General features: G+C 36.6%; 15 protein-coding genes and 1 pseudogene. 15 read left to right on the top strand and 1 reads right to left on the bottom strand.

Annotated elements, in window-relative coordinates; translation table 11 throughout:
* Positions 1 to 20 precede the first annotated feature (20 nt).
* Positions 21 to 1,424, bottom strand: a complete 1,404-nt coding sequence (gene glmM / locus CXF59_RS05615; protein WP_101136869.1) for a phosphoglucosamine mutase — start codon at positions 1,422 to 1,424, stop codon at positions 21 to 23.
* Positions 1,425 to 1,522: 98 nt separating this feature from the next.
* Here glmM and CXF59_RS05610 point away from each other — a divergent pair, with 98 nt between their 5' ends.
* From CXF59_RS05610 to CXF59_RS05525, 15 genes and pseudogenes are all read left to right on the top strand, one after another.
* Positions 1,523 to 2,107: an ACP phosphodiesterase gene (locus CXF59_RS05610; RefSeq protein ID WP_101136868.1), complete on the top strand. Its 585-nt coding sequence runs from the start codon at positions 1,523 to 1,525 to the stop codon at positions 2,105 to 2,107.
* A gap of 149 nt (positions 2,108 to 2,256) precedes the next feature.
* Complete coding sequence (ggt, locus tag CXF59_RS05605; RefSeq protein ID WP_101136919.1) at positions 2,257 to 3,942, top strand: gamma-glutamyltransferase; 1,686 nt, start codon at positions 2,257 to 2,259, stop codon at positions 3,940 to 3,942.
* A gap of 50 nt (positions 3,943 to 3,992) precedes the next feature.
* Complete coding sequence (ggt, locus tag CXF59_RS05600) at positions 3,993 to 5,678, top strand: gamma-glutamyltransferase (protein WP_101136867.1); 1,686 nt, start codon at positions 3,993 to 3,995, stop codon at positions 5,676 to 5,678.
* 524 nt (positions 5,679 to 6,202) lie between these two features.
* Entirely contained in the window at positions 6,203 to 7,987 is a 1,785-nt protein-coding gene (locus CXF59_RS05595) for a chloride channel protein (protein ID WP_101136866.1), read from the top strand.
* An 88-nt stretch (positions 7,988 to 8,075) separates the two neighbouring features.
* On the top strand, positions 8,076 to 10,907 hold the full coding sequence (uvrA, locus tag CXF59_RS05590; protein WP_101136865.1) for an excinuclease ABC subunit UvrA: 2,832 nt from the start codon (positions 8,076 to 8,078) through the stop codon (positions 10,905 to 10,907).
* A 468-nt stretch (positions 10,908 to 11,375) separates the two neighbouring features.
* Positions 11,376 to 12,104: a TIGR00730 family Rossman fold protein gene (locus CXF59_RS05580; RefSeq protein ID WP_101136863.1), complete on the top strand. Its 729-nt coding sequence runs from the start codon at positions 11,376 to 11,378 to the stop codon at positions 12,102 to 12,104.
* Between the two features lie 193 nt (positions 12,105 to 12,297).
* A complete protein-coding gene (locus CXF59_RS05575) occupies positions 12,298 to 15,045 on the top strand; it encodes an aminopeptidase (RefSeq protein WP_198554643.1) in 2,748 nt (915 codons plus the stop codon).
* A gap of 186 nt (positions 15,046 to 15,231) precedes the next feature.
* Positions 15,232 to 17,640: an alpha-ketoacid dehydrogenase subunit alpha/beta gene (locus CXF59_RS05570; RefSeq protein WP_101136861.1), complete on the top strand. Its 2,409-nt coding sequence runs from the start codon at positions 15,232 to 15,234 to the stop codon at positions 17,638 to 17,640.
* A gap of 67 nt (positions 17,641 to 17,707) precedes the next feature.
* Positions 17,708 to 17,974, top strand: coding sequence for a hypothetical protein (locus CXF59_RS05565; RefSeq protein ID WP_101136860.1), 267 nt, complete (start codon positions 17,708 to 17,710; stop codon positions 17,972 to 17,974).
* A gap of 96 nt (positions 17,975 to 18,070) precedes the next feature.
* Positions 18,071 to 18,766 carry a peptidoglycan DD-metalloendopeptidase family protein gene (locus CXF59_RS05560; RefSeq protein ID WP_101136859.1) on the top strand — a complete coding sequence of 232 codons (696 nt, stop codon included), beginning with the start codon at positions 18,071 to 18,073 and terminating at the stop codon, positions 18,764 to 18,766.
* A gap of 1,177 nt (positions 18,767 to 19,943) precedes the next feature.
* Positions 19,944 to 20,237 (top strand): putative quinol monooxygenase, encoded by a 294-nt coding sequence (locus CXF59_RS05545; RefSeq protein ID WP_101136858.1) that lies wholly within the window; start codon positions 19,944 to 19,946, stop codon positions 20,235 to 20,237.
* A gap of 347 nt (positions 20,238 to 20,584) precedes the next feature.
* Positions 20,585 to 20,685 (top strand): annotated as a pseudogene (locus tag CXF59_RS15680) (peptidase M23); the annotation flags it as partial.
* Entirely contained in the window at positions 20,682 to 21,254 is a 573-nt protein-coding gene (locus CXF59_RS05535) for a hypothetical protein (protein WP_101136857.1), read from the top strand. The pseudogene CXF59_RS15680 and the gene CXF59_RS05535, both read left to right, overlap by 4 nt.
* 463 nt (positions 21,255 to 21,717) lie before the next feature.
* A complete protein-coding gene (locus tag CXF59_RS05530) occupies positions 21,718 to 23,082 on the top strand; it encodes an NAD-dependent succinate-semialdehyde dehydrogenase (RefSeq protein ID WP_101136856.1) in 1,365 nt (454 codons plus the stop codon).
* Positions 23,083 to 23,189: 107 nt separating this feature from the next.
* Positions 23,190 to 24,188 carry an NADP-dependent oxidoreductase gene (locus CXF59_RS05525; RefSeq protein ID WP_101136855.1) on the top strand — a complete coding sequence of 333 codons (999 nt, stop codon included), beginning with the start codon at positions 23,190 to 23,192 and terminating at the stop codon, positions 24,186 to 24,188.
* The last annotated feature ends 285 nt before the right edge of the window (positions 24,189 to 24,473 follow it).

The following is a 24,473-nucleotide window of genomic DNA, read 5'->3' as shown; positions in this document are numbered from 1 at the left end:
TTTTTTTAAACACAACTGTTTTAGATTCCAGCTACTGCCTTAATTTCGTCAATAATTCTTAAAGCTAACATATCAGCCTGCGCTTGTGAAGGTGCTTCAGTATATATTCTTATTATGGGCTCTGTATTTGATTTTCTCAGATGTACCCATTCATTGGCAAAGTCAATTTTCACTCCGTCAATTGTAGTAATATCCTCGTCTTTATATTTCTCAGTCATGGCAATAAGAATCGCATCCACATCAATTTGTGGGGTTAATTCTATTTTGTTTTTGCTCATATAGTATTCTGGATACGAAGCACGTAAAGCCGAAACTTTCATTTTCTTGTTCGCTAAATGTGTTAAGAATAAGGCAACACCCACTAAACTATCTCGACCATAATGCGACTCCGGATAAATGATTCCACCGTTTCCTTCTCCACCTATGATGGCATTGTTCTTTTTCATTAAATCCACTACGTTCACCTCACCCACGGCACTAGCTTCGTAGCTTCCATTGTGTCTGTTGGTAACATCGCGCAATGCACGAGAGGAAGACATATTTGAAACAGTGTTCCCTGGGGCTTTACTCAATACATAATCAGCACAAGCTACCAAAGTATATTCTTCACCAAACATTTCACCATCTTCACAGATGAAAGCCAAACGGTCTACGTCTGGATCAACGACAACTCCTAAATCCGCTTTTTCTTTAACTACAAGTTCTGAGATATCAGTCAGGTGTTCTTTTAAAGGCTCCGGGTTGTGCGGGAAATGCCCGTTGGGTTCACAGTATAATTTCACTACTTCAACGCCCATTAACTCCAATAATTTTGGGATAATGATTCCTCCAGATGAATTCACACCGTCTACTACCACTTTGAATTTAGCCGCTTTTACAGCTTCAACATCAACTAAAGGCAAGTTCAATACCTCGTCAATATGAATATCCATGTAAGCATCATTCTCTGTGATTTCGCCTAAACTGTCCACATCTGCGAAATCAAACGCTTCAGCTTCAGCGATAGCAAGTATTTTTTCTCCTTCGATACCATTAAGAAATTCCCCTTTTTCATTCAATAACTTTAAGGCATTCCATTGCTTCGGATTGTGTGAGGCGGTAAGAATAATTCCCCCATCAGCTTTCTCCAAAGGAACAGCAACTTCCACTGTTGGTGTCGTTGACAATCCCAAATCAATTACGTCAATACCTAAACCAATCAAGGTATTCACTACCAGATTATGAATCATAGGTCCTGAAATACGGGCATCACGACCCACTACTACCTTTAACTTGTCATCCCGAAGAATTGAGGGATCTTGATAATTTTTTAACCAGGTTCCATAAGCCGATGCAAATTTTACGGCATCAAGCGGTGTAAGGTTATCCCCTACTTTCCCTCCTATTGTCCCACGTATTCCAGATATCGATTTTATTAAAGTCATTCTTATATTTTTAAATTTTGAGTACTTCCTTTTATATTCCCCACAAATATAATAATTGACAGTTTAAATAAGTCATTTAGAATTCTTAATTTAGGCGAATGAATTTCTTAGCACATATCTATCTCTCGGGCGACAATGACTTAATCAAAATTGGCAATTTTATGGCCGATGGTATTCGGGGGAAACAATTTTTGAATTATCCTTTGGAAGTCCAGAAAGGAATTGTACTTCATCGTGCCATTGATACCTTTACTGATGCCCATCCTGTTTTTAGACAAAGTACTAAAAAACTGCATTCTAGATACCACCATTATGCCGGTGTGATTGTCGATATTTTTTACGATCATTTTCTTGCAAAAAACTGGGTTAATTACTCGGATGAAGATTTAGGTGGCTATGTTGCAGCTTTCTATCAATCTTTGTCTGATAACACCTCAATTTTAAGTGAAAAAACGGTTATGTTGATGCCCTATATGATAAAACAAAATTGGCTGGTTAGTTATCAAACTATCGAAGGGATTGACAAAATTTTGACCCAAATGGATAGCCGAACTAAGAACGAATCAAAAATGCGCTTTGCTTCAGAGGAACTAATAGAGTTTTATACTGAATTTGAGGAAGATTTCACGAAGTTCTTTGAAGATTTGAGAGCACATGTTAGACAAAAATTAATAGAAGAATAAATTTTTACAAATATAGTAGCCATTGAAACACATAAGTTATTTAAGTTTAATAAAGTCTTTTACCTCTTGGAGATTACTTAACCTAGACGTCTTAATTAGATGGCTTCTAGGTTACAAAAAAAATGGCAAAACCAAAATACCACAACCTAATGAAAAAAATAATACTGCTACTTTCGCTAGCACTTATCAGCTGTAAATCGAATGAAAAAGTCGTCCTCCCAACAGGTTTGGTAACCGATAAAGCCATGGTCGTTTCGGCGCGGGAAGAAGCTTCCGCAATCGGTGTCGCCATTATGAAAAAAGGCGGAAATGCTTTTGACGCGATGGTCGCAACGGAATTAGCGTTGGCAGTATCTTATCCGCAGGCCGGAAATCTTGGCGGCGGTGGCTTTATGGTTTTCAGAAGAGCCAATGGCGAAACTGGAGCACTTGATTACAGAGAAAAAGCACCTCTTGCCGCAACCAAAGACATGTATCTCGACGAAGCCGGAAATGTAATTGAAGGCAAAAGTACCGCTTCGGCAGTAGCGTCCGGAATTCCCGGTACGCTAGCCGGATTATTTCAAGTGCATAAAAAATACGGTTCTTTACCCATAGCTGAAATCCTGGCGCCTGTAATAGCTTTAGCTGAGAATGGCGTTGTCGTTACCGAATTTCAATCACAAAGCTTAGCTCATTACAGAGAGACTTTTATAAAAACTAATGGCCCAAACAGCCTGTTTTCTCAAGTATACACGGCGGGTGACACGATTAAATATCCTGCCTTGGCGGCCACTCTCAAACGGATTGTAAAAAACGGACGTGATGAGTTTTACAAAGGGGAAACGGCTAAAAAGTTAGTATCTTTCCTAAAGGCGAGACAAGGTAACATGTCACTGGAAGATTTAAATCAATACGAGGCTAAATGGAGAGCGCCGATTACTTTTAACTATAAAGATTTAAAGGTGACTTCTATGTCCCCACCTAGCAGTGGAGGATTCTGTTTGAACCAAATAATGAAAATGATAGAACCTTTTGACTTGTCCGAAATGGGACACAATAGTGTTACAGCTATTCAAGTGATTACGGAAGCCGAAAGAAGAGCGTTCGCTGACAGAAATGCTTTTCTTGGAGATCCTGATTTTGTAAAGCTTCCCGTAAGAGAACTATTAGATTCCACTTACATCCAAAAAAGAATGAGTAGTTTCTCATTCGACCAAGCCTCAAAATCATCCGAAATAGGAAAGGGAAAAATTGCAGGTTACGAAAGTAAACAAACCACGCACTATTCTATTGTTGATGCTGAAGGAAATGCGGTTTCTGCAACTACCACCCTAAATGATAATTACGGTTCTAAAATCTACTGTGATGAATTAGGCTTCTTTTTAAACAATCAAATGGACGATTTTAGCGCTAAACCAGGCGTTCCCAACCTGTACGGACTTACTGGAACCGAAGCTAACAGTATCGCTCCAGGCAAAAGAATGCTCAGTTCGATGACACCAACCGTTGTAGAAAAAAACGGAAAATTGTTCATGGTAGTGGGGACTCCCGGCGGCTCTACCATTATTACCTCTGTTTTGCAAACCATCTTAAATGTATACGAATTTGACATGAGCATGCAGGAAGCGGTCAATGCGCCTCGTTTTCATCATCAATGGCTTCCCGACGAAATCACCTTTGAACCAGACTCTTTCGACAAAGAACTGTTGGAAAAAGTAAAAGCTAAAGGATACAAAATCAACGAAACCGATAAAGAAATTGTAGGACAGGTAGATGCTATCTTGGTATTGCCAAACGGAAAACTGGAAGGTGGCGCTGATAAAAGAGAGGACAATAAAGCTTTAGGTTTCTAGACTATTTCTAATTTATTCCATCACAATTAAATAATACAAATACATCAGAAATGAAAAAAATTATCATCCTACTATGCGTCATTACTTTTGGCTGTAAAACGCAAAATAGCATTGTGCAACCTACAGGACTTTTAGCCAACAAGGCGATGGTCGTTTCGGCACGTGAAGAAGCTTCAAAAATTGGAGTCGAAATAATGAAAAAAGGCGGAAATGCATTTGATGCAATGGTTGCGACAGAACTAGCATTGGCAGTAGCCTACCCTTACGCCGGAAATCTTGGTGGTGGTGGATTTATGGTTTACAGAAAAGCAAATGGAGAAAAAGGAACGTTGGACTATCGCGAGAAAGCGCCATTGGCAGCGACAAAGGATATGTTTTTAGATGCTGAAGGAAATGTTATTCCTGGAAAAAGCACCAAATCTCCTCTCGCAATTGGGATTCCAGGAACGATAGCTGGGGTTTTTGCAGTCCATGCAAAATTAGGTTCTTTACCTATTGAAGTCATTTTAAAACCGGTAATTGAATTAGCAGAACGAGGCGTCGCAGTTACGCAGAAACAAGAGGAACGCCTGAATCATTACCATGACGAACTTAATGAAACTAATGGTCCCAACTCAGTGCTTTCTAAAGTGTACAAAGAAAAAGACACCATTAAATATCCAGCGCTGGCGGCGACATTGAGAAGGATTTCAGAAAATGGACGAGACGAGTTTTACAAAGGAGAAACAGCTAAAGTTTTAGTGCGTTATTTACAGGAAAAAGGAGCTATCATCACGATGGAAGATTTGGCTCAGTATGAAGCTCAATGGAGAACACCGCTTAGTTTTAAATACAAAGACTTAAACATCATATCGATGGCACCACCAAGTAGCGGCGGAATATGTTTGGCACAAATATTTGAGATGATCGCACCTTATGATTTAGCTAAAATGGGACATAACTCAACTAAGTCTATACAAGTGATTGTGGAAGCGGAACGAAGAGCTTATGCAGACCGAAATTACTTTTTAGGAGATCCTGACTTTGTAAAAATGCCTTTAAACGCTTTAATGGACGACAATTACCTAAAGCAAAGAATGGCCAATTTCAGTTTTGATAAGGCGACCTCATCTTCAGCTATCAAGGAAGGAAACGTAACTTACAACGAAAGTATGGAAACGACCCACTACTCCATCGTAGATCAGTTTGGAAATGCCATTGCCGCAACAACCACTCTTAATGCGGGTTATGGTTCAAAGTATTACTGTGATGACTTGGGCTTTTTCTTGAATAATGAAATGGATGATTTTAGCGCTAAGGCGGGAGTACCAAATATGTTTGGACTCGTAGGAAATGAAGCGAACAGCATCGCCCCGCAAAAAAGGATGCTGAGTTCAATGACACCAACCATTGTAGAAAAGAACGGAAAGCTATTGATGACCGTTGGTTCTCCTGGAGGCTCAACTATTATTACTTCTGTACTGCAAACGATATTAAATGTCTACGAATACAACTTTAGTATGCAGGAGGCGGTTAATGCGCCCCGTTTTCACCACCAATGGTTACCAGATCTGATTACCTTCGAACCTAATACTTTTAGCACACAAACCTTTGACACGTTAAAAGCAAAAGGCTACCTCATCAATGAAAAAACAACTCCCGTTATTGGTAAAGTAGATGCTATTTTAGTGCTACCAAACAAGAAACTGGAAGGTGGAGCCGACTTTAGAGGAGATGATACCGCCATCGGATTTTAAGAAAAAGCTTTTGTCATCGATTTAAAAGCTATCTTTAATTAATATAGTCACGGCGAAAATACTGTGGCTATTTTTAAATGTGGGAAAAATCATTTTGTTTTGCAGTAAAAACCACAGAACGACAAAAAATTTTGAAGAAGTCTAAAAATAAACAAAATGCAAAACAAATTCGACTAACGTTATTCAGTAAAGACTAACGAAAATAACACTGCTATGCCATTATAACTCTAAAAAAAGAGCTGAGGGGAAAGTATAAACAGGGAAAATTGTTCTCCCAGAAAAACTATTGAGAAAGGAATGACCTTTTAATTAAAAGGGATGCAGTGAATATAAATAATCATCTGTATTTTTTATTCAAAGATGAAATGGTTAGTTCTTGCATGAATCGATAAAAAACAAATCCTAAGACAATAGAATATTTTGTTACTGATCCTAACCTAGAACGTTTGCGCACAAAAGAAGCGCCTAAAAGCTTACGTGGTCATTAAAATAATAGTAATTTAGCACTTTTAAAAAAAAAATAAATGCTTAAAAGATATCTTACTAAATTAGAAAATATAATTGCCTGGGCACAATCGATGCTTACAGAAAAACAATTTATTTTTTTATCTAGTGTACTAGTAGGTATTTCTTCAGCATTTGCTGTGATTGTTTTAAAATCATTTGCTCATCAAGTTTTCTCCTTCGCCACATACATTAATGGCATTCTAAAACTGAGTTTCATTAATAGTATTTTACCTATTGCAGGTCTAGTGCTGACTGTGTTTGTGGTAAAAAGAGTCCTTGGTGGCTCTATAGAGAAAGGGACTTCCCAAATTTTATACGCAGTTGCAAAGAAAGCTAGTATAGTTCCAAAAAAACAAATGTATGCCCAAATCATCACAAGTTCCCTTACTGTTGGACTTGGAGGGTCTGCAGGTTTAGAGAGTCCCATTGTTGTCGCGGGTGCCGCTTTTGGGTCAAATTATGCACAGCGCTACAAACTGAGTTATAAAGATAGAACGTTACTTATAGGTTGTGGAGTCGCTGCGGGAATAGCTGCGGCATTTAATGCTCCTATTGCCGGTGTTTTATTTGCAATCGAATTTTTACTTGTCGATGTAAGTATAGCAGCGTTTACTCCAATTATGATTGCAGCCGCAACAGGTGCTTTGGTCTCCGAAATTGTATTAGACGAATCTGTTTTATTAAATTTTAGACAACAGCAGGTCTTCGATTATCATAAAATCCCTTTTTATATTCTTCTGGGAGTCTTGACCGGTTTTATGTCTGTTTATTATACGCGATATTTTCAAAGAACCGAACATTATTTCGCTAAACTTAAACTCAACTCCTATAAAAAAGCACTTTTAGGAGCCTCTATTTTGGCCGTTTTAATTTTTATATTCCCAACGCTCTTTGGTGAGGGTTATGAGAGCATCAAAGTCTTATCAGAGAACAATCCTGGTAAAATTTTAGAAAACACCCTTTTTAGCGATTTTAAGGATAACAGCTGGGTACTCCTTATATTCGTTGGTTTGACGATGATGGTAAAAGTTTTTGCTACTGGAATTACTTTAGGATCCGGTGGAAACGGAGGTAACTTTGCCCCTTCCCTATTTGTAGGTTCCTATCTTGGTTATGTCTTTTCAAAAGTGATAAACCTAACTGGCCTGACACAGTTGCCAGTCAGTAATTTTACAATGGTAGGTATGGCCGGGATTTTGAGTGGATTATTCCATGCCCCCCTGACAGCCATCTTCTTGATTGCAGAGATAACCGGAGGATACAGTTTGATGCTTCCCTTGATGATTGTTGCTTCGATCAGTTTTGCCATTTCGAAACGGTTTGAAAGACATTCCATGGATGTAAAAGAATTGGCTAAAAAAGGACACGCTTTTACGAGTAATAAAGACACTAATGTACTCGCTACATTAGATACCTCTTCTATTATACAAACGGATTATTTAACGGTTACACCCGATGAAAATCTGGAAAAACTGGTCGATTTAATTTCGCATTCCAATCAGGTTATTTTTGCTGTAGTGGATAAAGAAAAGCGTTTAGTAGGTGTTGTCCATTTCAATAATATCCGGGAAATTATTTTTAACACCTATAGGGTAAAATACACCCTAGTCAAAAACATCATGGCAGTTCCCACTGAAATAATCTACCCATTCAACACCATGGAGACGGTCATGAACAAATTTGAACGATCAAAAGTTGCCTTTTTACCTGTGGTGAAAGATGATAAATACTACGGGTTTATTTCCAAATCAATAGCGCTTGAGGCCTATCGTACCAAATTAAAATCGATGACAATAGAGTAAAAAGTAGCACTTCTTTTTAACATAAACTTCTATATTGTTGTATCGAAAGAATAAATCAAAATGGTAACTTTGCTTTTTTGCAAAAATTATGTTAGACAAAGACAATACCATTGAGGTTCAAGGCGCTCGTGTTCACAATTTAAAAAATATAGATGTTTCGATTCCTCGCGAAAAACTGGTCGTAATTACCGGTCTTTCAGGCTCAGGAAAATCATCCCTGGCATTTGATACTATTTATGCCGAAGGACAACGTCGGTACGTAGAAACCTTTTCGGCTTACGCCAGACAGTTCCTTGGAGGCCTCGAGCGTCCGGATGTCGATAAAATTGATGGACTTTCGCCCGTAATCGCCATCGAACAAAAGACCACAAGTAAAAGCCCCCGTTCCACTGTGGGAACCATTACTGAAATATATGACTTCCTGCGTCTGCTTTATGCACGTGCAGCGGATGCCTACAGTTACAATACGGGGGAGAAAATGGTCAGCTACTCCGATGAACAAATAAAATCCCTAATCGTTGACGATTTTACCGGAAAACGAATCAATATCCTTGCTCCTGTTATTAGAGCAAGAAAAGGACATTACGGAGAATTGTTCCAGCAAATTGCTAAGCAGGGCTTCTTAAAAGTACGTGTGAATGGCGATGTCCTTGACATTACTCCAGGAATGAAACTGGACCGTTATAAAACACACGATATCGAGATTGTTGTGGATCGTATGGTCATCGAAAAAACACCCGATAACGAAAAACGCTTAAGCGAAAGCATCAATACTGCCATGCATCATGGGGAAAATGTGTTGATGGTTCTGGATCAAGATTCTAAAGAAGTACGGTATTTTAGTAGAAACCTGATGTGTCCCACAACAGGAATATCGTATCAAAATCCAGAACCCAATTTGTTTTCTTTTAACTCTCCCAAAGGAGCCTGTGATCATTGTAAAGGACTGGGAACGGTAAACGAAATCAACACAAAGAAGATTATTCCAAATCCGAAATTATCCATAAAAGCAGGTGGTTTTGCTCCTTTGGGCGAATACAAATCCTCCTGGATATTCAAGCAGTTGGAAATCATTGGAGAGAAATATGGTTTTAAAATTACTGATGCTATTGAAAAGATTCCAGCCGAAGCCATGGAAATGATTTTGAATGGCGGAAAGGAAAAATTCACGATCAACTCCAAAGATTTAGGTGTTGCCCGTGATTACAAAATAGACTTTGAAGGGATCTCACACTTTATAAAAAATCAACACGACGAAAGCGGTTCTTCGACCATCAAACGATGGGCTAAGGAATTCATGGATGAAATACCGTGCCCTGTTTGTGACGGGTCGCGTTTGAAAAAAGAAGCGCAATTCTTTAAAATCGACGAACAAAACATTACAGAATTGTGTGCGATGGATATTTCTGACCTGACCGCATGGTTTAAGGATTTAGACAGTCGTTTATCTGATAAACAGCAGCGTATCGCTACTGAAGTAATTAAAGAAATTAAAGATCGACTCAACTTTTTAATGAACGTGGGTTTAGAATATTTGGCTTTAAGCCGAAGTTCCAAGTCACTTTCCGGAGGAGAAGCACAACGCATCCGACTGGCGACACAAATTGGTTCACAATTGGTTGGGGTACTCTATATTTTAGATGAACCCAGTATTGGTTTACACCAAAGAGACAATGACAAATTAATCCATTCTTTGGAACAATTACGCGATATAGGTAACTCGGTTATTGTGGTGGAACATGACAAAGACATGATTGAACGCGCTGATTATGTGATTGACATCGGTCCGAAAGCTGGGAAATTTGGAGGCGAAATCATCAGCATTGGAACTCCCGAGGAAACCCTAAAATCAAATACTATTACCGCACAATATCTGAACGGCGACATGAAAATCGAGGTTCCTTCAAAAAGACGTGAGGGCAACGGAAAATTCATGAAATTGACCGGAGCGACAGGAAACAACTTAAAAAATGTTTCTATTGAATTACCATTAGGTAAACTAATCTGTGTTACCGGAGTTTCTGGAAGCGGTAAGTCGACATTGATTAATGAAACGCTCTACCCTATTTTGAATGCCTATTATTTTAACGGTGTCAAGAAACCACAACCCTATAAAAAAATCGAAGGCTTAGAGCTTATTGATAAAGTAATTAATATTGACCAAAGTCCGATAGGGAGAACACCACGTTCGAATCCTGCCACCTATACCGAAGTGTTTACTGAAATTAGGAAATTATTCACCATGACTTCAGAGAGTATGATACGGGGTTATAAAGCGGGACGTTTCAGTTTTAACGTAAAAGGTGGACGCTGTGAAACTTGTCAAGGTTCTGGTGTGCGTACTATCGAAATGAACTTTCTGCCAGACGTATATGTAGAGTGCGAAACCTGCCAGGGAAAACGTTTTAACAGAGAAACCTTAGAAATTCGTTTCAAAGGAAAATCTATTTCTGATGTGCTTAACATGACAGTGGACGAAGCAGTTCCTTTTTTCGAAATGATTCCGAAGATACACCGCAAAGTAAAAACCATTCAAGATGTAGGTTTAGGATACATTACTCTGGGTCAGCAAAGCACCACGCTTTCGGGCGGGGAAGCCCAACGTATTAAGCTCGCAGGAGAATTATCCAAGAAAGATACTGGAAACACCTTTTACATCCTGGATGAACCCACTACAGGGCTCCATTTTGAAGATATCAGGGTACTTATGGGTGTTATAAATACATTAGTAGATAAAGGAAACACCATCTTGATTATCGAACATAATATGGACGTCATCAAACTGGCGGATTATATTATTGATATTGGTCCTGAAGGAGGAAAAGGCGGTGGAAAAGTCGTTGCCAAAGGCACTCCTGAAGAAATAGCAGATAATAAAAAAAGCTATACCGCGAAGTTCTTGAAAAAGGAATTAGAATGATTATTTTTTAATACATATTCCACAGATTTCCACAGATTGTTTTTTGGAAATTCGAATACTGATAATATAAAAACTACTGTGCGATGCAGTAGTTTTTTAGTTTGTATTGGTTTGTGAAAACAAAGTCAGGAGACTTTGTGAGATATTCATAATTATTTTTGAATCCTTCGTACTTCGGAATGATAGATCATTGTTCTTTTTGTCTTTCTAAAAGGTTGTCGAATTCCACTTCCTGTCACAAACCCCATTCAAAAAAGTAAGAAGTTTCCAAAAAGTTATTAAAAATAAAAATACTATACTGCGCCGTTTTTGAAAAAAGAGTTACTTTAGTAACCGAGATTCCTAGCCCAGATAGAAGCGGCATCTCCCAAATCACAAAAACAAGGAGTTGGCCGTAGTTTTTGTTATCGAGAATATAGCCCATAGCTGGATAAGGCTCCAAGAAATAGTTAATAATACAATACGAATATGAGATTAGAAGATTTTGACAATGATGAGGATAGAATTATCCAAGACCGTTTAAAACAGAAAAACTGGAATGAAATCCGGACGAATGATAGTTGGGCAATTTTTAAAATTATGGCCGAGTTCGTAAACGGATACGAGGCGATGGGACGCATAGGTCCGTGCGTATCTATTTTTGGTTCAGCACGCACAAAGCCAGAAGACCCGTATTATTTACTTGCAGAAAAAATAGCCTACAAAATCAGTAAAGCCGGTTACGGTGTGATTACCGGCGGTGGACCTGGAATTATGGAAGCGGGTAACAAAGGCGCGCATCTCGGCGGTGGAACTTCAGTGGGGTTGAATATTGTATTGCCGTTTGAACAACATTTCAATCCGTACATTGACGGAGATAAAAACCTGAATTTTGATTACTTCTTTGTTCGAAAAGTAATGTTCGTTAAATATTCTCAAGGATTTGTTGTTATGCCTGGTGGATTTGGAACTTTAGACGAATTGTTTGAAGCGATGACTTTGATTCAAACAAAAAAAATCGCGCGATTCCCGATTATACTAGTAGGAAATAGTTTTTGGTCCGGATTAATTGAATGGATAAAAACAGTGTTAATCGAAAGAGAACATACGGTTGGACCCGATGATTTGAATCTGATAAAAATTGTAGATACCGAAGACGAAGTAGTGGATGTTTTAGATAGCTTCTATAAAAAGTACAATTTAAAACCCAATTTTTAAGAAAAAAAGCTCTTTTGGCATACAAGCTTTTTTATGACCACTTTTTAAAAAACTTGACTCCTTTTGTCTCTCAAATAAATGTATATTGTAATCTAACCAGTAGAATTAAAAGTTGAAACGATTTTATAAAATTGTACTTTGTGTTTTAGTTTTATTGAACTCAATAAAACAACATGCTCAGCACCATTCTCAAATGTTTGTGGAAGTCAATGCTGCCGAAAAAACTTTAAATATTCGGCAGGAACTGACCTATTTTAATGAATCGAATGATACACTGACATCACTGATTCTGAATGACTGGAATAACGCTTACTCTGATGTTAACACCCCTTTAGCGAGACGGTTTTCGGACGAATTTTATCGTGGTTTCCATTTAGCTAACGAAGAAGAAAGGGGCAGCACTAAAAATGTAACGATTATTGATGCCGACAACTTATTCCTTTCCTGGGAAAGAACGGCTGAAAATCCTGATCTCATCAGCATCAAATTAAGAGAAAAACTGGCGCCGAATCAGAAAATAAAATTGCGCCTTACCTACACAGCAAAAATTCCAAGTGATACGTTTACAAAATTTGGCTATGATACAGCCGGTGGCATGAATCTAAAAACATGGTACCTCTCTCCTGCCCGATATGAAAACCATGCTTTTATAAGATACAGCAATGCCAATTTAGATGATGTTGCTAATGCTGTTTCTGATATTGACATCGATTTAAAAGTTGGTAAAGGTGTAAAAGTGACCACTGATTTAGACAGCACGGAAGCTATTCAAAAGGAAAGCTATTCCATATATAAATTATCAGGAAAAAACAGAACTAATTTCAGTCTTTTTATAGAACCAAAATCTAGTTTTTACAGTTTTAAAACCAGTTCACTTTCGGTTTTAACCAATTTGAAGGAAGAAAAAATATCCACAAAGCAACAGGCTTATGTCATTGATTGTGTTGTTCATTATGTCGATGATCTAATCGGGAAATACCCGTTTGACAAAATTGTTGTTTCGCAGACCGACTATGAACGAAATCCCTTCTATGGATTAAATCAACTTCCGTCTTTTATAAGTCCTTTTTCCGATGAATTTACCTATGAGATTAAATTTCTGAAAACCTACTTAAATGCATATCTAAAAAACAGTTTACGCTTAGACAATAGGAAAGATAGCTGGATCTACGACGGGATTCAGGTCTATGCCATGATGAAATATATTGAAGAGAACCACCCAAATACGAAGATGCTGGGCAGCGCCTCTACTTTTCTATTATTGAAAAGTTACAATCTGACAAACTTGGATTTTAACGAGCAATACAGCTATTTCTATATGTTAATGGCACGAAAAAATCTAGATCAGCCGCTGGGAGACCCTAAAAACTCACTGATAAAATTCAACGAACAAATCGCAAGTAAATATCGAGCCGGATTAAGTTTCAGGTACCTCGATAAATATCTCGGCGATGCTATCGTTACTAAGAGCATCCGACAGTTCTATACTGGAAACAAAGAAAAACAGGTCTCCAGAAAAGATTTTGAAGCCACCTTAAAAAGAAATTCAAGCAAGAATATTGATTGGTTTTTTAATACAATCATTGAATCACGAAAAATCATTGATTTTAAATTTGCTGATGTCGTAAAGTCAAAGGACAGCGTTTCGTTTACCATTAAAAACAGAACAGGGGTTGTCGTTCCCGTACCTATCTATGGAATTAAAAAAGGCAAAATTGTATTTAAAAAATGGTTGGATCCCCAAGTACCAGACAGCATGTTTACTTTAGAAAGAAAAAATGCAGATAAAATCGTTTTAAATTACAAGAATGAAGTTCCGGAATACAATTTAAGAAATAACTGGAAATCACTAAAATCTTTTTTCCCTAATAATCGCCCCATAAAATTTGCATTCATGAAGGATCTTGAAGATCCCTATTACAACCAAGTTTTATATGTCCCTACGCTAGGCTACAATTTATATGATGGCCTGTCCCCCGGAATACGCCTTCACAACAAAACGATTTTAGACAAACCTTTTATCTTCGATGTCAATCCGGCTTATTCAACAAATGCAAAAGCATTCTCAGGATCTGGTTTCGTTGTCATCAATCAAAATTATAGAAATAGCGCCTTATATAATGCGCGCTACTCCCTTTCTGGCTCCTATTTCCATTATGCCCCAGATGCTGCCTATTTGAAAATCAATCCGATGGTGCAGCTAAGCATCAGAGAAAAAGATATTAGAGACAACAAAAAACAGTCAATTTTATTGCGCCAAGTGATTGTAAGCAGAGAAAAGAGCGACATAGTCATCGATAATTCTACCGAAAACTATTCCGTATTCAATGCGAAATACTACAATACAAAAACCGAAGTTACCAATCATTTCAGTTTTTTGTCAGACCTCCAAATCTCAGGGAAATTTGGAAAATTTTCAACTGAAGTCGAATACAGGCAACTTTTTGAAAATAACCGTCAGATTAGTTTGCGCATATATGCCGGAACTTTTTTATATAATAACAGTAATTCTGATTTTTTCAGCTTTGCTTTAGATCGTCCCACCGATTATTTATTTGACTACGGTTATTATGGAAGATCTGAAAGTAGTGGCTTTTTTAGTCAACAGTTAATACTGGCTGAGGGAGGTTTTAAATCAAAACTGAACACGCCTTATGCCAATCAATGGATGACCACTTTGAATGGAGGGTATACGATTTGGAACTGGATTGAACTCTACGGTGATGCTGGACTACTGAAAAACAAGAACCAAAGCAGAAAATTTGTATATGACAGTGGAATCCGATTGAACCTTGTGCCAGACTACTTTGAAATGTATCTTCCAGTCTATTCTTCTAATGGTTGGGAAATGAGGCAAAACAATTACAATGAAAAAATCCGATTTATAATTACATTATCACCCAAAATATTAATTAATTTATTTAATCGAAAATGGTTTTAATTGAATGTAATAACCCTATTTATTTGTGTTATTTACAATAAAAACACAGTTTAAGTGTTAATAAATAAATAATAAATATGTTAACAGTAATTTAATTGACAATACTTAAATTATATTTCTTTCACTGTATTATGATAATCGATACTTTTTAAGTAAATTTGCGCTCTTAAGTGATACCTTTCAATTATGATAAAAGAAAAAACCAATACTACATTGACATTCGAAGATTTTAAAACCGAAGTGTTAAACGATTATAGAATCGCTATGATAAGTAGGGAGTGTAGTCTGTTAGGACGTAGAGAGGTTTTGACCGGAAAAGCAAAATTCGGAATCTTTGGAGATGGAAAGGAAGTGCCTCAATTAGCAATGGCTAAATTTTTCAAAAACGGTGACTTTCGTTCTGGATATTATCGCGACCAAACTTTTATGATGGCTATCGGCCAGATGACAATTGAACAGTTTTTTGCCGGACTATATGGTAATTCAAATATAGAACTAGAGCCTATGTCTGCCGGTAGACAAATGGGAGGCCATTTTGCTACCCATAGTTTAAATGAGGACGGTTCTTGGAAAGATTTAACGAAACAAAAAAACTCCAGCGCTGACATTTCTCCTACCGCAGGACAAATGCCCCGATTATTAGGACTTGCGCAGGCATCAAAAATATACAGACAAGTTAAAGGAATACCCAATAAAGCAAATTTCTCGATTGAAGGAAATGAAATCGCCTGGGGAACTATCGGAAACGCAAGTACCTCTGAGGGATTGTTTTTTGAAACCATTAATGCTGCGGGTGTTTTACAAGTGCCTTTGGTAATCAGTGTTTGGGATGATGAATATGGTATTTCAGTTCATGCAAAACATCAGACCACCAAAGAGAATATTTCTGAAATTTTAAAAGGATTCCAGAGAGCTGATACTGAAAAAGGGTATGAAATCCTTAGAGTAAAAGGATGGGATTATACCGATTTGATTGCTACCTATGAGAAAGCATCTGCTCTTTCACGTGAACAACATGTTCCCGTACTAATACATGTAAATGAGCTGACTCAACCCCAAGGACATTCTACCTCAGGATCACATGAAAGATATAAAGACTCAGACCGATTAGCTTGGGAAAGAGAATTTGACTGTATCAGACAAATGAAATTATGGATGATCGCAATTAACATTGCCTCTTCTGAAGAATTAGATGAAATAGATGCAAATGCTAAGAAAGAAGTTCTAGAAGGTAAAAAAGCCGCATGGAGTGCTTTTATTGAGCCTGTTGTTAAAGAACAAAAAGAACTGGTTTCCTTATTGGAAAAAATCGCAAATTCAAGTAACCATAAAGAGGCCATACTAAAATATGCTTCGAACCTAAGCAGTGTAAAAGCCCCTATAAGAAAGGAAATTCTAATTGCAGCCCGTAAATCTTTGCGTCTCGTGCTTAATGAGGGCAGAAAAAGTGAATTATCAAATTGGATTACTTCCTATATTAAGGGACATCAGGAAAAATTTAGCAGTCATTTATATTCTAATTCCGATTTAAATGTATTTTCCGTAAAACAAGTTTTACCGCAATATGCTGAAGGCGCAAAAGAGGATACAGACGGAAGAATGATTTTACGTGATAATTTCGATGCTATTTTCACAAAACACCCTGAAACATTAATCTTTGGAGAAGATGCAGGAGCCATTGGTGATGTAAACCAAGGTTTAGAAGGAATGCAGGAAAAATATGGTTCATTACGCGTAGCTGATGTTGGAATACGTGAAGCCACTATTATTGGACAAGGTATCGGAATGGCGTTAAGAGGTTTAAGACCTATTGCGGAAATTCAATATCTGGATTATCTGCTGTACGCCATCCAAATTATGAGTGATGACCTAGCAACGCTACAATACAGAACCGTAGGGAAACAAAAAGCCCCATTAATAATTCGTACAAGAGGCCATCGTCTCGAAGGAATATGGCATTCCGGTTCTCCTATGGGAATGATTATCAATGCTATTAGAGGAATTCATGTGTTAGTACCTAGAAACATGACAAAAGCAGCAGGTTTTTACAATTCACTCTTGGAATGTGATGAACCGGCTTTAGTAATCGAGTGTTTAAACGGATACCGCTTAAAAGAGAAAAAACCTCTTAATTATGGTGAGTTCAAGACCCCGATTGGTGTTGTTGAAACGATGAAAGAAGGGGCTGATATCACATTAGTTTCTTATGGTTCTACATTGAGATTGATTGAACAAGCTGCGCAAGAGCTACTTGAAGTAGGTATTGACTGTGAAATTATAGATGTACAGTCTTTACTTCCATTTGATATCAATCATGATCTTGTAAAAAGTATCGCCAAAACAAGTCGTCTGTTAGTAATTGATGAAGATGTGCCGGGAGGTGCCTCCGCTTATATTTTACAACAAATTATTGAACAGCAGAACGGTTATAATTATTTAGATAGCAAACCGCAGACCTTAACTTCAAAAGCGCACAGACCGTCATACGGAACTGATGGTGACTATTTTTCCAAACCATCTGCAGAAGATATTTTCGAAAAAGTATACGCTATGATGAATGAGGTAAACCCATCTAAATTTCCAAGTTTATATTAAAAATAAAACTTTAATATAAAAACAGTATCTTAATCCCTAGATATTTACAAACTTAAAGACAAAAAAAATGAAAAAAACATCAATGTTCATAGGTGTAATGTCAGTTATGGCAATCGTTTCTTGCAAGGAAAAAGAAGAAACTCCAGCAGTTCCAGAAACTACGACTAATCAAACTATTGAAGTTACTACAGAAGCTCCTGCAGCAGAAAAAAATCCTGATGGGACATCTATTAGCGTAGGGACTGATGGTGTAGATGTTAGCACTAAAAATGGAACAAACTCAACGAGCGTTAAAGTTTCTGGTGGTGAAGCTGAAGTCCAAGTTAAAAAATAATCTTATTTTTTAATGCTTAAAATAATAAAGCCAGTCTGAATTAGTTCAGTTGGCTTTTTTTATACTATTAAACTAAAAACAACAAAACAGAAAATAATGACAAGTTTAGAAACCGTTTTAAGAAATACCCAAAACGTGAAAGTAATAGCTGATTCTATTTCTTTAAATCAATATATCGCTTTGGATTTATCCGTTTTAAATCACAATCTTTCTAAGAAGTCGTTAGAGGACTCAGCTGATTTTGAAAAATACATTGAAAATTACCTGGCTTTACATGATTCAAAAGTGGCGTATGGTGGTTATAATGAGGAGAGAAATCTTTATCAGCGAAGCACTATTTTTAGAGATGAGGAAACAGAAGAGCGAAATATACATATCGGTCTGGATTTATGGATAAAGGCTGGAACACCCATTTTAGCAGCCCTTGACGGTACGCTTCACAGTTTTAATTTTAACGCGGGTTTTGGTGATTATGGTCCAACTATCATTCTGGAGCACCACGTTGAAGATCAAACTTTTTATACTTTATACGGACATCTATCGTTAGACAGTATAGAAAAAATAGCAGTCGGTACTGCTTATAAAAAAGGGCAGCAAATAGGTATCTTGGGAGATTCAGCAGTTAACGGAGACTATTCACCTCATCTGCATTTTCAAATTATTAAAAACATAGATGCTAATTTTGGTGATTATCCCGGAGTTTGTACAAAAAGCGATTTGGACTTTTATTTAGACAATTGCCCTGACCCAAACTTATTACTAAAAATAACATCTCAGAAACGAAAAAAATAATCGTCCTGTTGGGCTTAATTGTACTTATTAGATGTAGGTCAAAAAAATTAGCTACATCGACGTAGGCAAAACCTGAAGAGCTTACAATCGTGAAATTAGCCGTCACTTCAGTTGACGCTAACCTAAAGACAAAAGCATTTGAATTAGGCAAACGAATTTTAATGACATGCAACACTTCTAAGTTTAAGCCCTTTAATCAAAGTGAAGCAACACGGTCAGTAATCGATAACATTACGGAGGAAAAGCTATCAAAACCATGTGCTAAATTCAGATAGCGATACGGTGAATTTAAAGATCTTAAACTGATGGAAATTTACAAAGACAGTGAGTCTAAAACAACCATATTTCGTTTTACAGCACTCTATACAAAGGCTGTGGTCAATAAAGAACTTCGTGTATATATGAACGGCCAAAATCAAATATCAGCAATAAAATCAATGGGTTGATCTGCACTTTTTTGAAAAAAAATTATTTAGAAATAGCGATGCCGATACTCAATAGCTAGCTCAGACAGGATTTTCAACGGTAATTCAAATAGGAAATGACTTAATTTCATTTTCTATTTGGATTTTTTATTTTTATTTCAAAGGCAGTAACCTGTATAACATTCCTTCCTGTCTACTTATTTTAGCACCTTAAAAGCAAGATTAGATATATTTTAATTTATTAAAAATAAATTAATGTCTATTCAACCAACAAATCCTGCTACAAACAAAGTAGTAAGATCATTCGATGAAAATGACTGATGAAAAAGTTGAAGTCATAATCGAAGACTCTAATGCTTTTTTTCAAGAATGGAAAAAACTTCTTATGACGATCGAGCAAAAGTATTGCATAAAATAGCTGAGCTAAAACGTAAAAGAGAAGTGAGTTTGCTGAGCTAGCCACCCATGAAGGTGGGGAAGTTTTGCTGAAGCGTCAAAGGAAATGAAACTAAGTACTGATATATAGGATTACTACTCTTATAATGGTGCCGCATTTCTTGCCGATAAAACCATAAACCCTGAATCTAGTAAAGCGTTTATCAGATATAGCCCTATCGAAGTCTTATTTGGTGTTATGATTTCTGATTCTACTAAAAACACAATACTGTTAATTTTAGGCTGAACAATAGTTAAACTATGCAAACCTAAAAACTAATAGCAGTACTTTTAATATCTAAATAAAATTTATCATTATGGAAAAATATGCTCTATTAGCAAGATTAGAAGCTAAAGTTGGAAAAGAAGACGAAGTTGCTTCATTCTTAAAAAGTGCTTTACCATTGGTACTGGACGAACCAGACACCGTAAATTGGTACGGATTACAAATAGGCCCATCAACCTTTGGGATTTTTGATACTTTTGAAACTGAAGAAGGTAGAAAAGCACATCTCGCAGGTAAAATTGCAGAAGCTTTAATGGCGAATGCAGGAACATTACTTTCTAAAGATCCTGTAATTGAATTTGTAGATTTATTAGCCGTTAAATAATCGGAAAGGAATTAGTTTAATTTTAAGTTTCTCGATATAGTCCGAAAGTAATTTATATCGAAATTCAACTTCAGTAAAAATAAAAAAAAATAAAGCCAACATAAATCTTTTAGGTTGGCTTTATTTTTTTTTATTTTAGCGTATCAATTAAGACAGTATATTACCATTTTAGAAACGATATTGCATAATAATTCAGATGTTTCAATATTCTGGAAAGCATCTCTAAGAATAAATATACTCCACTGGATTTATCGATTACAATTAAATCATTGGAAAAAGAGTATCTTGGGAGTACTATTGATTTTGAAAATTTCATAGAAAAGCAATTAGGCACTAATCAAGCTAAAGTTGGTGATTATCCCAGAGTTTGCGCAAAAGCGATTTGAACTTTTATTTAGATAATTGCCCTAATCCTAACTTATTATTAAAAATAACATCTCAGAAATGAAAAAATTAACCCTCTTGCTCGCCTTAATTGTACTTATTGGATGTAAGTCAAAGAAAGAAGCTATACCAAATATCAAAGCTACCGAGATAGCAAAAGAAGTTACAATTGAAGTAACGACTGAAGTACCTCCTGAAGTAACAACTGTAGAAGTTAAAATCATAAAATTAGTTATTTCTAAAGTTGACGCTAACCTAAAGACAAAAGCATATGAATTAGGCAAACGCATTTTAATGACCTGCAACACATCTAAGTTTAAGCCATTTAATGAAAGTGAAGCAACACAGTCCGTAATCGACAACATTACGGAGGAAAACCTGTCTAAAACTTGTACCAATTTTAGACAGCGATACGGCGCTTTTAAAGATCTTAAATTAATAGATATTTACAAAGACAATGAGTCTAAAACAACTATATTTAGATATAAAGCACTCTATACAAAGGCTGTAGCCAATAAAGAACTTCGTGTATATATGAACGAACAAAATCAAATATCAGCAATAAAATCAATGGATTGGTCTGATGTTTTTGAAAAAAAATTATTCAGAAATACCGATGCTGATACTAATTAGGGCTGGCGGAATCCCTTTTTTAAAGGTTATTCAAATAGAAAATAAATTAATTTCATTTCCTATTTGGATCATTTTATTATAATTTCAGCGCAGTGATATCTCAAATAGCCCCTGCCGACCAATCTCATTTTAACGTATTAACACGGGATAATAAATTTGCAATCTACTGAAAAATAGGACTCCTAATCCATAAATACTTTCTCTGTGATACAATTAATTATTACATGTTAAAATTTATGTATTAATTAGTAGTGCCGTATTTTTCTTTTAACGTTTCCTTGCGAAGGACATAAGTAACTATTCAGTAATTTTATAAAACAAGATTTAATCTTTGCGAAAGTTGATTAAGAAAGTCTAAATAGAAGTTGTGTTTTTTTATCTAAAAACACATTTTCTGTTTCTACTTATTTTAATACTTTAGAAAAAAAAATTAAATGTATTTAAACTAATTAAAAGCAAATCTATGTCTATTCAAACAACAAATCCAGCCACAAATAAAGTACTAAAATCATTCGATGAAATGACCGATGAGCAAGTTGAAGCCGCAATCGAAAAGTCTAATACCCTCTCTCAAACATGGAAGAAAACTTCTTACGACGATCGGGCAAAAGTATTGCATAAAGTAGCTGAACTCATGCGTCAAAGAAAAGACAAATTTGCTGAGCTAATCACTCTCGAGATGGGTAAACTTTTAGCTCAAGCGGAGTGGGAAGTTAATCTAAGTGCTGATATATTAGATTACTACGCCGATAATGGCGAAGCATTTCTTGCCGATAAAAACTTAAACCCGGAATCTGGTGCAGCATTTGTTAGAAGTAGCCCCGTAGGTGTTCTATTTGGTGTTATGCCATGGAACTTTCCTTTTTATCAGATAGTTCGGTTTGCTGCGCCAAATATAATGGCAGGAAACACCATATTATTGAAACATGCTTCTATGGTACCACAGTGCGGTATCGCAATGGAAGAATTGTTTAAAGAAGCGCAAGCTCCAGAAGGACTATACACCAATCTATTGATTTCGGGAAGAAGAAGTACCACTTTAGTGAGTGATGAAAGAATCAAAGGAGTTTCATTAACCGGTAGTGAAGCTGCAGGGTCTAGTATGGCCGAAGCTGCAGGTAAATATTTAAAAAAATCAGTACTTGAATTAGGTGGTAGTGATGCCTTTATAATACTTGAAGACGCTGATATAGATACTGCAGTTGAAATGGCTGTTGCCGGAAGATTTAACAATAACGGTCAAAGCTGTATAGCATCAAAACGATTTATTGCTGTAGCAGCTATAGCTGATGAGTTTTTGGAAAAGTTTGCCGATAAAGTAGCTGCCCTTAAAGTTGGTGATCCAATGGATCCAAACACACAGGTTGGACCACTTAGTAGTGAAGAAGCTTTAATCAACATATTAGACCAGGTAGAAAGATTTGAAAAAGCAGGTGCCAAAATTTTAGTTGGAGGTAAAAGAGCGTCTGATACTGGTGCTTTTATGCAACCTACCCTATTGACTAATCTTAAACGTGGCGTACCTACTTTTAAGGAAGAATTATTTGGTCCAGTAGCCTCTTTTTATAAAGTCGAAAATGAACAAGAAGCTATAGACCTAGCAAATGACTCCCCTTTTGGCCTCGGTGGATCGATCTTCACGAAAGACATAAAACGAGCTATGCAAGTGGCTGACCAAATCGATAGCGGTATGATTTTCATTAATGAGCCTACGACAACACAGCCAGACTTGCCTTTTGGAGGAACTAAGGGTTCAGGTTACGGACGTGAATTGTCTGAACTAGGAATTCATGAGTTTGTAAACAAAAAGCTAATTAGAGTAAGCTAACTTACAGAAACAGGTGAAGCAGCACTGATTTTTGAAATAGAAAACTAATTTTTCCATTTTAAATTATGTGCGTTCAATCTCTGTCCAACAACTAAAAGTAAAAGAATATGACCACAAGACAAATTGTATTACAATCTAGACCTGTGGGGACACCCACACTACAAAATTTTAAAATTGAGAACACCACACTAGATCAAATACAGACCGGGGAAGTCTTATTAAAAGGGCTGTACTACTCGGTAGATCCTTATATGCGCGGTCGAATGAATGACGCCAAATCATATGTGGCCCCCTTCAAAATAAATGAATCTCTAGAAGGTGGCGTAGTTGCTACTGTTGTAGAAAGTAAATCCGATGATTTTAAAGTAGGTGATACAGTAGTAGGAAACTTTCCATGGAAAGAAATGTTAGTAGCAAATGAGGCTAAATTACAAAAGGTAGATTCAAACTCCCCCGAGTTGAGTTACTACTTAAGCATATTAGGCATGACCGGTTTAACCGCTTATTTTGGATTGATGGATATTTGTAAACCAAAAGCAGGCGAAACTGTCGTGGTCTCTGGTGCTGCCGGAGCCGTAGGGATGGTTGTAGGACAAATTGCTAAATTACAAGGCTGCCGCGTGGTGGGTATTGCAGGTACGGATGAAAAAGTAAAAACGTTAATTGAAGATTTTGGTTTTGATCAGGTAATCAATTATAAAACAACCACCAATATTAATAAATCAGTGAAAGAGGCCTGCCCCAATGGTGTAGACGTCTATTTTGATAATGTAGGCGGGGAAATTTCAGATGCCGTTATTAGTGCCATTAATTTTCATGCTCGAATTGCATTGTGCGGGCAGATATCCCTATACAATAGTAAGGAAACACCGATGGGCCACAGAATACAACCTATGTTACTGACAAGAAGTGTTTTAATGCAAGGATTTATCGTTAGTAATTACCTAGAAAGATTTCCTGAAGGCATAAAGCAGTTATCTACTTGGGTTAAAGAAGGAAAACTGGATTTTACTCAAACTATAGTGGAAGGGTTTGATCAATTACCCACCGCACTACTAGGTTTATTTGAAGGTGTTAATACCGGAAAAATGATTGTAAAGGCTTAATTTTTAAAGTTAAACCGAAGGAAAAAGAGAAGCCGTTAGCAGTATCATATTGATAGAGCTAACGGCTAATTTATTGTGTGTTTTTTTAATTCTAAAAATAGGATCCTAATCGCGCCGCCCCACATTGATACAATTACACTGCGACAAAAAAATAAATACACCCAATCCATAATTTAAAACAATTCCCGTTATCATTTTTATTTCCTATTTTTGGTTAAATTACAGATAATAAAAACCTGTGAATTATACAACTAATTAAAAAGTTATGTAACTCATTTTTAAAAA

The organism is Flavobacterium sp. ALD4 (assembly GCF_002836475.1).
Lineage (GTDB): Bacteria > Bacteroidota > Bacteroidia > Flavobacteriales > Flavobacteriaceae > Flavobacterium.
This window is presented reverse-complemented; position numbering and strand designations above follow the sequence as displayed.